General features: G+C 31.5%; 10 protein-coding genes. 9 read left to right on the forward strand and 1 reads right to left on the reverse strand.

Annotated elements, in window-relative coordinates:
* Positions 1 to 503: 503 nt before the first annotated feature.
* Both ACO5J6_RS09140 and ACO5J6_RS09145 read left to right on the forward strand, forming a co-directional pair.
* Positions 504 to 2,000, forward strand: coding sequence for a UDP-N-acetylmuramoyl-L-alanyl-D-glutamate--2,6-diaminopimelate ligase (locus tag ACO5J6_RS09140; protein WP_485643560.1), 1,497 nt, complete (start codon positions 504 to 506; stop codon positions 1,998 to 2,000).
* Positions 2,001 to 2,054: 54 nt separating this feature from the next.
* A complete protein-coding gene (locus ACO5J6_RS09145) occupies positions 2,055 to 3,122 on the forward strand; it encodes an extracellular solute-binding protein (protein WP_485643561.1) in 1,068 nt (355 codons plus the stop codon).
* A gap of 76 nt (positions 3,123 to 3,198) precedes the next feature.
* Here ACO5J6_RS09145 and metF read toward each other — a convergent pair whose 3' ends face one another.
* Positions 3,199 to 4,065 carry a methylenetetrahydrofolate reductase [NAD(P)H] gene (gene metF, locus ACO5J6_RS09150; RefSeq protein ID WP_485643562.1) on the reverse strand — a complete coding sequence of 289 codons (867 nt, stop codon included), beginning with the start codon at positions 4,063 to 4,065 and terminating at the stop codon, positions 3,199 to 3,201.
* Between the two features lie 494 nt (positions 4,066 to 4,559).
* On the opposite strand from metF, the gene sufC reads away from it, so the two are divergent.
* The 7 genes from sufC to ACO5J6_RS09185 all read left to right on the forward strand — a co-directional run bounded on the left by sufC (position 4,560) and on the right by ACO5J6_RS09185 (position 12,498).
* Positions 4,560 to 5,306: a Fe-S cluster assembly ATPase SufC gene (sufC, locus tag ACO5J6_RS09155; RefSeq protein WP_485643563.1), complete on the forward strand. Its 747-nt coding sequence runs from the start codon at positions 4,560 to 4,562 to the stop codon at positions 5,304 to 5,306.
* Positions 5,307 to 5,339: 33 nt separating this feature from the next.
* The gene (gene sufB, locus ACO5J6_RS09160; protein ID WP_485643564.1) at positions 5,340 to 6,752 is read left to right on the forward strand and encodes a Fe-S cluster assembly protein SufB; all 1,413 of its coding nucleotides are present in this window, start codon (positions 5,340 to 5,342) and stop codon (positions 6,750 to 6,752) included.
* A 37-nt stretch (positions 6,753 to 6,789) separates the two neighbouring features.
* Positions 6,790 to 7,917, forward strand: a complete 1,128-nt coding sequence (gene sufD, locus ACO5J6_RS09165; protein WP_485643565.1) for a Fe-S cluster assembly protein SufD — start codon at positions 6,790 to 6,792, stop codon at positions 7,915 to 7,917.
* Between the two features lie 112 nt (positions 7,918 to 8,029).
* Positions 8,030 to 9,229, forward strand: a complete 1,200-nt coding sequence (locus ACO5J6_RS09170; RefSeq protein WP_485643566.1) for a SufS family cysteine desulfurase — start codon at positions 8,030 to 8,032, stop codon at positions 9,227 to 9,229.
* Entirely contained in the window at positions 9,226 to 9,660 is a 435-nt protein-coding gene (sufU, locus tag ACO5J6_RS09175; RefSeq protein ID WP_485643567.1) for a Fe-S cluster assembly sulfur transfer protein SufU, read from the forward strand. The genes ACO5J6_RS09170 and sufU overlap by 4 nt, the downstream gene beginning before the upstream one ends.
* 489 nt (positions 9,661 to 10,149) lie before the next feature.
* Positions 10,150 to 10,974, forward strand: coding sequence for an undecaprenyl-diphosphate phosphatase (locus ACO5J6_RS09180; RefSeq protein WP_485643568.1), 825 nt, complete (start codon positions 10,150 to 10,152; stop codon positions 10,972 to 10,974).
* Between the two features lie 3 nt (positions 10,975 to 10,977).
* Positions 10,978 to 12,498, forward strand: coding sequence for a coproporphyrinogen III oxidase (locus ACO5J6_RS09185; protein ID WP_485643569.1), 1,521 nt, complete (start codon positions 10,978 to 10,980; stop codon positions 12,496 to 12,498).
* Positions 12,499 to 12,566 lie beyond the last annotated feature (68 nt).

Raw genomic sequence — 12,566 nt, forward strand, 5'->3', positions numbered from 1 at the left:
GCAAGGGACTGAAAATCCCTGTGTCCGTGGTTCGATTCCGCGTCTGGGCACCATTGAAATCATAAAATTAAATATAGTTTTATTTAATTAGAAAACAAAAAAGTGATTATTTTGAAATTGAAAATAAATATTTTATATAAATATTGTATATTAAAAATGCTGTTTTTATTTAATAAAAACAGAAATCAGTAAAATAATGAAATATATAAAATTTATAGTCTAATATTTTTTTCATTTTATGAGATGGTCTTTTTTTTATGAAATTTTGTTGATTTTGTTATTTGTTAAATAATATTATTATCAAATGAAATAGTAATATTGTCAAATAGTAACCTTGTCTGCACTGATACAAGGGATAAAGATGTCATGATAAAATAGTAATATTGTTAAATAGTAACCCAAACACAATAAATGTTTGGGCTAAACGATACAAGAACAAAACAGTAATATTATTAAATAGTGACTGTCGAAAATTAAATAAAAAGATTTAAAAGGAGCCTGTTATGTATAAAATATTTGATACAATATCCTATACTGTCTTAAACAAAGGAAAAGAATTTGTAATTGAGGGAATTGAGTATGATTCCAGAAAGATTAGGGAAAATTTTGTATTTATTGCAATGAGCGGAAATAATGTTGACGGACATAATTTTATACAGAAAGCTATTGATAACGGTGCCAAGATGATAGTTGTCGAAAAAGATGTCAATATAAAGGAATACAATGATTATGAAAATATTTCTTTTGTATTTATAAAAGATGTGCGAAAGAGCTTAGGAATAATAGCTTCCAATTATTATGGCTACCCTCAAAATAAAATAAAAATAATCGGAATAACAGGTACAAATGGAAAAACTACGTCAAGTTATATACTGGAAAATATATTGGAAAAAACATCAAGAATAGGAACTACGGGAAACAGAATACTTGATGAAGAATTTGAAACAGTAAATACAACTCCTGAATCACTTGAGCTTATAAAACTTATAAATGAAAGTGTAAAAAGGGGAGTAGAGTATTTTATAATGGAAGTAAGCTCTCACGCATTGGAAATAGGACGTGTAAATATGCTTGAATTTGATTCGGCAATATTTACAAATCTTACTCAGGATCATTTGGATTTCCATAAAACAATGGAGAATTATTTTAATGCTAAAAAGAAAATGTTTTCTATGCTTAGAAATAAAGGAACAGGTGTTGTAAATATTGATGACGGATATGGAAAAAGAGTAGTTGATGAAAAAATTGGTAAGAAAGACAATGGAAAAAACAGTGAGAAAGAAAATAAATATCTGAAAATAAGCATAAAAGACAGGTCAGCCGATTTATATGGAGAGATAGTCGAATATACGAACGACGGGATGAAAATAAAAATCATATATAAAGGTTTGGAATATATCCTAAATGTCAATCTTGTGGGTGAATATAATTTACATAATATTTTAGGCTGCGTAGCTTCGGCGTTATCTTTTGGGATAGATATGGAGCAGATTGTTAGAAAGCTTGAAAAAATGCCTTCCGTTCCCGGAAGATTTGAAACTGTAAAAAATAACAGAAACGCAAGAATTGTAGTAGATTATGCACATACAGATGACGGACTTATGAATGTAGGAACTACTTTAAGAAAAATTACTCAAAACAGAGTTATAACTTTATTTGGAGCAGGAGGCGACAGAGATAACAAAAAAAGACCTAAAATGGCAAAAGCTGCTGCAAATTTCAGTGATTATATTATACTGACTTCGGATAATCCGAGAACGGAAGACCCTGCCGCTATTTTGAAAGAAGTCGAAGCAGGGCTTACCGAAATAAAATTTCCTGTAGAAAAGTATATAGTTATTGTCGATAGAGAGCAAGCTATAAAATACGCTGTTCAGAAAATAGTTGAAGAGGGAGACAGTTTACTTATAGCCGGGAAAGGACATGAAACTTATCAGATTATAGGGAGAGAAAAGAGACATTTTGACGACAGAGAAGTTGTAAAAAAATATTTGATATAATCAATATTTTTTGATATACTCAATCTGTAATAGATAAAAATCAAAGGGAGAGTGATGTCAAAGTTGAAAAAGATTGTTTTGTTGTTGGGAATGATGTTGTTTATGATTGCCTGTGGAAGTAAAGACGGAGGAAATGGAAATTCTGAAAGTAAGGAGCTTAATATTTATACATGGACTTATTTTATACCTCAGGAAATAATAGATGATTTTCAGAAAGAAACAGGAATAAAGGTAAATTTGAGCTACTATGATAATAATGATGTAATGATAGCTAAACTGATGTCAGGTGCAAAAGGATATGATATAGTTTCTCCGTCTACGGATTATGTAGATATACTCATAAAAAGCGGACTGATAGAAAAGCTGGATAAGAAAAAATTGGGAGATACTTTCAATAATCTGGATAAAGACGGATTAAAACTGGAAGAATTGTCGAAAATATATGATTCCGGACTTGATTATTCGATACCTTATACATATTCTGCAACAGGAATAGCAGTAAACAAAAAGTTTATGAAAGAATATCCGCAATCTTTTGAAATATTTAACCAGTCTCAATATAAAGGTAAAATGACTATGCTTGATGACGGTAGAGAAGTAATAGGTGCTGCTCTCCAATATTTAGGTTATCCGTCAGATTCAGCAGATGACAGACAGTTGGAAGAAGCTAAAAAGAAAATCATCGAATGGAAGAAAAATCTTGCGAAATTTGATGCGACAGCATTCGGTAAAAGTGTGGCTACAGGAGAATTTTATGCAGCTCATGGATATGCAGAAAATGTCTATGGTGAATTAGATGAAGCCGAATATGGAAATTTTGATTTCTTTATACCGAAAGGTGCAATGATGTATATAGATAGTATGGCTATTGTAAAAAATTCTTCTAATAAAGAAAATGCCTATAAGTTTTTAGAATTTTTATACAGACCTGAAAATTTTGTAAAAGTATATGAACAGTTTAAAGCACCGTCAGTTATAAAAGGTGTAGAAGAAAAATCAAAAGTAAAATCTCTTGTAAATAAAAATCAAGTTGTGGAAAATGCTAAACTGCCGGGAGCATTATCAGATGAAGCAAAAGAAAAACAGGATAAAATATGGAATGAAATAAAATTATCAAATTAAGATTATAATTTATATGATTTTTTTAAAGTATCAAAAAAAACTTCCGATAGAAATTTTAATGTCGGAAGTTTTTATATTATCTCACAAAATTAATATTATTCAATATTTCACGCGTAGTATCAGTTTTATTCATTGTATATAGATGAACTCCTTTTATGTCATTGGACATAAGTTCGATAATCTGTTCTGTCGCATAAGCAATCCCTGCTTTTTTCATTGATTCGGGATTATTTCCATATTTATCAAGAATTTTTTCCAGTTTTAAAGGAATTTTTGATTTGCACAGTGAAGTAATCCTTTTTATCTGTGCGGCATTTGTAACGGGCATTATTCCTGCAATAAGAGGTACATATATACTGAGTTTTTCGGCTTGCTCCCTAAATCTGAAGAAAGTTTCATTTTCAAAAAAAATTTGGGAAATGAGAAAATCTGCTCCCATATCTACTTTTTCTTTTAGATGTATCAAATCAATCAAATCATTGTTTTCATAATGAGTTTCAGGATAAAATGCAGCTCCTATGGAAAAATTATCATTTTCTTTTATATCTTTTATTAAATCGGAAGCATATTTGTAATCTCCCTGTTCGTAAATAGACTCGTCTTTTCCATGAGGAATATCTCCTCTCAGAGCCAGTATGTTTTTTATGTTATTTTCTTTTAATTCTTTTAAAAAATGAATAATCTCTTCTTTTTTACTTCCGATACAAGTAAGATGAGATAAAGTTTCTATCTTAAGAGTATTTTTGATATATGAGGCAATTTCCACAGTTCCTGACTTTGTAGTGCCGCCTGCACCATAAGTAACACTTATGAAATCAGGTTTGAGAGTGGAAAGCTCTTTGGTAACTTCTTTAAGTTTTTCCTCGGGAAAATTTTTGTTCGGAGGAAATATCTCAAATGAGAAAACAGGGTTTTTATTTTCATATATTTCTTTTATTTTCATATATCTTTATGAAGTTCCTTTCTTAAAATTTAAAAATATTAAATAGCTACAAAAAAGACCCAGAACAATCCAGGTCATGAAAAATCCTCCATACAGAAAAAGCACAATTAAACAATCAATTCCATTATTGTGCATTTATTAATAAATCCTCCTGATATTCCCCAATATATCATTGATTTATCATATAAATTGTTTTTTGATTGTTTATGAAAATTATAACATTAATATTCTACTATAAAAATGTTTAATTGTAAAATTAATTGATTATATATTAAGGATATAAATTATTTATGATTGCTTTAAAGAAAAGGCTTTATGATAAACAGGACCTACGTATTCATTTAGTCTGAAAGATTTTTAAAAAATCAAATTTTAAAAAAAATACTTTTCAGAATATAATTTTTTTAAAATTGACTTTATTACAATTTTTTTGTAAAATGTAAATATACACTTATTAAAAAGTAATTTATATAATTTTTTGGAGGTAATAAAAAATGAGTTTGTTAGACTTGAAAGGGGTTAAATCGGAGGTTGAAGGGAAACCTATTTTGAAAGGTGTAGATTTGACTATTAATAAAGGGGAAGTTCATGTTATAATGGGGCCTAATGGAGCAGGGAAATCTACTCTTGCAAGTATTCTTGTAGGACATCCTAAACATGAAATCGTAGACGGAGAAATAATACTGGACGGAGAAAATATAAATGAACTGGAAGTAGACGAAAGAGCTCAGAAAGGTATTTTCCTATCTTTCCAATATCCCGAAGAGATACCCGGACTGACTGTCGAAGATTTTTTAAGAACAGCAAAGGAAGCAGTTACAGGGGAAAAACAGTATCTTATGCAATTTCATAATGAATTAGTAGAAAAAATGGAAAAATTACATATAAATCCTGAATATGCTGAAAGACATCTGAATGTAGGGTTTTCAGGGGGAGAAAAAAAGAAAAATGAAATACTTCAAATGGCAGTTTTGGAACCAAAACTGGCAATACTTGATGAGACTGATTCGGGACTTGATATTGATGCGACAAAGATAGTGTTTGAAGGAGTGAAATCATTGAAAACTCCTGATACTGCGATGCTCATTATAACGCACTATGACAAGGTACTGGAATATTTACAGCCTGACTTTGTCCATATTCTTATGGACGGAAAAATCGTTAAAAGTGGCGGTAAGGAATTAGTGGAATACATTGAAAAAAACGGTTATGGAAAAATGAAAGAAGAATTCGGATTGTAATTCCGGTGAAATTTGAAGAGGTGAATAGTAAAAATGGAAGATAGAAAAAAGACTTATGTCGCCGATATTGAAAGAGGCGTCTATGACATAAAAGATGAAATGCATCACAGATTTACGACAGGTAAAGGATTGACGGAAGAAATTGTAAAAAAGATTTCCGATAAAAAAAATGAACCTAAATGGATGAGGGAGTTCAGACTGGAAGCACTAAAAGTATTTAATTCAAAACCTATGCCCACATGGGGAGCAGATTTGTCGGACTTAAATATAAATGATATAGTTCATTATCTTGAGCCTGATGCAAAAACAATGAGCGATAATTGGGACGATGTACCTGATTATATAAAGGCTACGTTTGACAGATTGGGAATACCTGAAGCTGAGAAACAGTCCCTTGCAGGAGTGGGAGCCCAGTATGACTCGGAAGTTGTCTATCACAGTATTCATCAGGAATTGAAAGAACAGGGAGTCGTATATACTGATATAGAAACAGCACTTGTAGAACACGAGGACATACTGAAAGAGCATTTTATGAAATTAATTACCGTAAATGACCACAAATTTGCTGCATTGCATGGGGCAGTATGGTCAGGAGGTTCGTTTATATATGTGCCTAAGGGTGTAAAAGTGAATATGCCGTTACAATCATATTTCAGATTGAATGCTGCTGAAGCAGGACAGTTTGAACACACTCTTATAATAGTGGAAGAAGGAGCGGATTTGCACTATATAGAGGGTTGTTCGGCACCAAAGTACAAGAGAAATGCACTTCATGCAGGAGCAGTAGAATTGTTTGTAAAAAAAGGAGCAAGATTAAGATATTCGACAATAGAGAACTGGTCGAGAAATATGTATAATTTAAATACGAAAAGAGCCATTGTGGATGAAAATGGAGTTATCGAATGGGTGTCAGGGTCATTCGGCTCAAGGGTGTCGATGCTTTATCCTATGAGTATACTGAGAGGAGAGCGTTCGAGATGTGAATTTACAGGAGTTACATTTGCTTCTACGGGACAGTATCTTGATACGGGATGTAAAGTTATACATGCCGCACCTTATACATCGTCTACAGTTCATTCAAAATCAATTTCCAAAAACGGAGGAAATGCTTTTTATAGAGGTTTGTTAAGAGTAGCTCCTAATGCACATAACTGCAAATCGACAGTAGAATGTGAGTCATTAATGCTGGATAACGAATCCCATTCGGATACTATACCTATTATAGAAATCAATAATGACAGTGTAGATATAGGACACGAAGCAAAAATAGGAAGAATAAGCGATGAAGCCATATTTTATCTGATGTCTAGAGGAATAAGCAAAGATGAAGCCAAAGCGATGATAGTAAGAGGATTTGTAGAGCCTATTTCCAAAGAACTGCCTCTTGAATATGCAGTCGAACTGAATAAATTGATAGAGTTGGAGTTAGAAGGAACTATAGGATAACAGTAAAAGAAAGAGAGATTTTAGGAGGGAAATATAAATGCTAAATGAAGCGACTTTACAAAGTCTTGAAAATAGTAGCCATAGATTGGAGAGTTTTAAAAAATATTCTTCTCTTGATAAACCTGAATGGAAAAGGGTAGGATATAAATATGAGGAGCCTCAAAGTTTTAAAGCATTCAATAATACTACTGTAAAAAATGAAAAACAGAACGGAATAATATTAAAAGATATAAAAGATGCTGTAAATGAAAGAGAAAGCTCAAAAAATGATAATGAATACGGTCTTGGAGAATTTTTTAATTCTCAGATTTCCGCATTTTACAATGAAGGAAAATATTTGAAAATAACTGAGAGAGCAGAAATTACAAAACCTGTGTATATAACATACAATACAAATAAAGATAACAATCTTCTGATTGACTATAATCTGATAGAAGTCGAAGATTTTGCAAAAGTTACTGTAATAATAACATATCATTCTGAAGATGAAGCAGAAGCTTATCATAACGGGATTATAAAAGTAATTGCCGGGAAAAATTCGGAAGTAAAAATAATAAAAGTCCAGACACTGAATATGAACTCGTCAAATTTTGAATCATCAAAGATAGAAGCTTCGGGGCAGGGAAAAGTAAGTTACTACAGTGTGGAATTAGGGGCAAAAATAAACGGTATAAGCAATAAGTCATATATGGAAGAGGACGGAGCGGAAATATATATATGGCCTGCATATCTTGCGGATAAGGACAGACAGCTGGATTTGGAATATTCCCTTGTTTTCAAAGGATTGAGAACAGTAGGAGAAATTCAGGCGAGAGGAGCTGTCAAAGATACTGCAAGAAAAGTATTTAGAGGAAATCTTTATTTCAGGCAGGGAGCGAGTAAATCTGAAGGAAGAGAGGGAGAATTTGCGATACTTCTTGATAAAGGAGTGGATGCCCATTCGATACCTACTCTTTTCTGTGATGAAGATGATGTCATAGGGGAACATTCGGCTTCGGTAGGTAAAGTGGATGAAGCAAAATTGTTTTATCTGATGAGCAGAGGACTTTCAGAAAGCAGGGCAAAAAAGCTGATTGTTGAGTCATCATTTAGACCTATACTTGATAATATTGATGATGAAATGATAAAAGAAAATCTGCTTGATGAACTGGAAAGAAGAATATAAAAGTTTAAATAATATTTTTCGGAAAAGATAAAGAAATATAATTGCAATGAGATATAGTTAAAATTAATTATAAGTTCTGTATATTTTCCCGAATTTAGAAAAGGAGATTATTATGAATTATAGAAAAGAGTTTCCTATATTTCAGAATATTGAAAATCATTATTTAGATACGGCGGCTACTTCCCAGAAACCTAAAAGGGTATTGGACAGGATAACCGAATATTATGAAAAGCATAACGGGAATCCCGGCAGAGGTTCCCATACTTTGTCTATAGGAGCCTCAGAACTTTTAAATGATGCAAGAGAAACAGTAAGAAAATTCATAAATGCTGAAAAAACTGAAGAAATTATTTTTACTAAGAGTACGACAGAATCCATTAATTTAATAGCATATTCTTATGGAATGGAATTTATAAATGAAGGTGATGAAATTGTACTCGGAATATCCAATCATCATGCGAATATAGTTCCATGGCAGTTTGTCGCTAAAAAGAAAAAAGCGAAAATAAAATATGTGGATTTGGACGATTACGGTCAGTTTGATTTAAACGATTTGAAATATAAATTGTCGGATAGGACTAAAATTGTTTCGGTTTCAGGGGTAGTCAATGTAACCGGAGTTATTCAACCTGTAAAAGAAATAATAGAAGCTGCTCATAGGAGAAATATTCCCGTCCTAATAGACGCAGCCCAGTCAATACTTCATTTTAGACATGATGTTCAGGAATGGGACGCTGATTTTCTTGTGTTTTCAGGACATAAACTTTTTGCACCTATGGGAATAGGAGTTATGTACGGGAAAAAAGATATCCTTGATAAAATGCCTCCTTTTTTATATGGTGGAGATATGATAGAGTTTGTAACTGAACAGGATTCCACTTTTGCTCCTCTGCCTAATAAATTTGAGGGAGGAACTCAGAATGTCGAAGGAGCTGTGGCATTAAAGGAAGCAATAAATTTTATAGAAGAAATCGGATATGAAAAAATAGACAGGATAGAAAAAGATTTGGTTATGAAAGCTCTTTTTGAAATAAAAAGGCTTGGTTTTGTAGAAACTTACTGTACTGAAAATGTTGAAAAAACAGGGATTATAGCCTTTAATGTAAAAGGTGTGCATTCTCATGATGTTGCATTTATACTTGATTCTTACCACGTTGCGGTAAGGTCAGGTCATCATTGTGCACAACCATTGATGAATTATATGGATATTCAATCGTGCTGTCGTGTGAGTTTCAGCATATACAACGATGATGAAGATATAGCCAAACTTATAGAGGGATTGAAAAAAATAAAGGAAGTGTTTGGAATATGAATTTTGAAAAAATTTATCAGCAGACGATACTGGAATACAGCAACAGGAAAGACCTGAAAAAAGAAATTGACAATCCAACATATGTTGAAAGGGGTCATAATCCCAACTGTGGAGACGATTTGACATTAGAAGTAAAACTGAATGGTGATATTATAGAAGATGCTGCTTTTTTAGGAAGCGGATGTGCAATCTCTACTGCTTCGACTGCTATGCTCATTGAACTCATAAAAGGGAAAACTATGAGTGAAGCTGAAGATAAGGTAAATTTATTTTTCAAAATGATGAAACAGCAGGAAAAATTGACGTCGGATGAGCAGAAAAAGTTAGGAGATGCTGTGTTAATGGAATATGTGGCAAATATGCCTGCAAGGATAAAATGTGCGACTTTGAGCTGGCATTCCTTAAAAGTGATTTCAGATAAGAATAAATAAAATTAATAAAAAAATGTAACAAATGCAGCTTCTTCAGTCGACAGAGACTTTATGAGCATACTAAAATGATAGTTATCTCTTTGGTCGGAGTAAGTCTGAAATAGCCATAGTACTAACAATGGTTGATAAGGAAATGGAAAATTTTGACGAAGCGGTATTTAAAGGAGAAAGAATAGTAGAAGTCTAAGAAAAATCCATAAATGAAATTAAAAGGAAGAATTATCTGTTATCAATAAATATTGACGGCAGTATATTTCTTCTTTTTTATTAAATAAAAAGAGGAATGAAATTATCTCGGGAAAATTAATTATAAACACAGTAAAATCTATATTAACTGTAGAGTTTAAGCTGTTTAACAGTCAGATTACGAACTTATATATAAAAGATTTTGAAATTAGAGGAAGTTGTTTAAATATAAAAATCTACCAAAGAATATAAAAAATATGCTATAATATTTAAGAATATATTAACTGAAAAGGAGAAAAATCAATGATTTTTGATATTTTGAAAGTAATAATACTCAGTCTGGTAGAGGGACTGACTGAATTTATACCTGTCAGCAGTACAGGACATATGATAATTGTAGATAAATTTTTAAAATTATCTGATAATCAGTCTTTTGTAAATGCCTTTGAGATAATAATACAATTAGGAGCGATATTAGCTGTAGTAGTATATTTTTGGCATAAACTATGGCCTTTTTCAAAAGGATTGACAAAAGCCCAAAGTAGAGGAATAATATTAAAATGGATAAAAATTATAATTGCAGTGCTGCCCGCCGTAGTGCTGGGATTATTATTTGATGATATAATAGACAAATATCTTTTTAATGTAACGGTAGTAGCGAGTATGCTTGTTTTTTACGGAATAGTATTAATATGGGTAGAAAACGGAAAAAGAGGAAATGGAGGGATTTCAACTGTAAAAGATATTCCCATTTCCAAATTGATAGGTATAGGTCTTTTTCAGTGTCTTGCAATGATACCGGGGACATCAAGGTCAGCAGTAACAATTATCGGGGGAGTGTTGTTAGGATTAAACAGAGTTCTCGCAACGGAGTTTTCTTTTTTTCTGGCTGTTCCGACAATGTTGGGAGCGACTTTACTCAAGATAGTAAAAATGGGAGCAAAGCTGACAGGTTATGAATGGCTGCTGATAGCTTTGGGATTTGTCTTATCCTTTATATTCGCATATATAGTAATAAAGGTATTTATGAACTACATTAAAAAACATAATTTTAAAATATTCGGATATTACAGGATTGTTTTAGGAATTGCGGTTTTTATTCTATATTTTACGGGAGTTATGAAATAATAAATGATATTTTGCAATATAGAAATCAATAAAAATAAACTGGAAGAATTTGTCAGAATTCTCTTGCCTGAACATTATTATATTCTTGATAAAAATTCAAAAGAACATATTTTTATAAATATTACTGAGAAAAATAATATTATTGAAATAGAGACAGTTCTAAAAAAAGAAACTGAAAATATTGAAAATAATGATATATCGATGAAAAAAAACGGAAATATTATAAAAAAAATAAATTTTCAATATGAAAAGATAGGATACGGCTATATTGACCAGAAAGAAGTAATGGCAAAAACTTCTCTACTTAAATTTTTTGAGAAAGAAAAAGACTATAAATGGGGTACGCTGATAGGTGTCAGACCTACAAAGATAGTCGGAAGATTTCTGAATATGGGGCTGTCTTATGAAAAAATAAAAGAAATTCTGAAAAATATATATATGGTAAGTGATGAAAAAATAGACCTGCTTTTAAATATAGCAAAAAGACAGGCACCGTATCTTGATAGAGAAACAATCGGGATATATATAGGAATTGCTTATTGTCCGACAAAATGTACTTACTGTTCGTTTCCCGCATATTTGCTGAAAGGAAAATACGCCGAACGATATGATGAATATTTTGAGTCAATATTAAAAGAAATAACAGAAATAGGGACTTTAACTAAAGAATTAAACTTGAAAATTAGTACAATATATATAGGAGGAGGAACTCCGTCTATTCTGTCAGCCAAAGAAACAGAAAAAATGCTGAATACAATAAAAGAGAGCTGTAATCTGGACAATTTGAAAGAATTTACATTTGAGGCGGGAAGAATAGATACATTAAACAGGAAAAAGTTGGAAGTGATAAAAAATTCGAGAGTAAATAAAATAAGTATAAATCCTCAGTCATTTAATGAGAGAACTCTAAAACTTGTAAACAGGTATCATAATAAAAATCAGTTTGACAGCGTTTACAATATTGCCAAAGAGCTTGAACTGGAAATAAATATGGATCTGATTTTAGGACTTCCCGGAGAGACTACGGAGAATATACTATTCTCGCTCGAAGAAATTGGAAAATATAATCCTGAAAATTTAACAATACATAATTTGGCAATAAAAAATGCAAGTGAATTAAATAAAAAAAATTATAGACATGAAGACAACCTTGATTATGAAAAAATATTTGAAAAAATAAATGAAGTGACTGAAAAAAAAGGACTTTATCCTTATTATATGTACAGACAGAAAAACAGTTTTCAATGGGGAGAAAATTTAGGATATTCTCTGGGCGGAAGCGAATCGGTATACAATATTGAAATGATAGAAGAAAATAAAGTAATAATAGGTATCGGAGCAGGAGCGATAACAAAATTAATATGGAAAGACAGCAAAAAAAATAGGGACAATATAAAAAGACTTGTCAACCCTAAAGATCCTCTGGTCTGGATAAATGAACTGGACGAAAGGCTGGAAAATAAAAAAGAAGAAATTAGAAAATTATACCGAAAAAAGAATATGGAACAGGATAAAAGTCAGTAAAATTCTGCTATAAAATATATTTAAGTATAACTATATTAAAGAATGCAATGGTTTAATACATTGAATTG

The organism is Pseudoleptotrichia sp. (genome assembly GCF_057270515.1).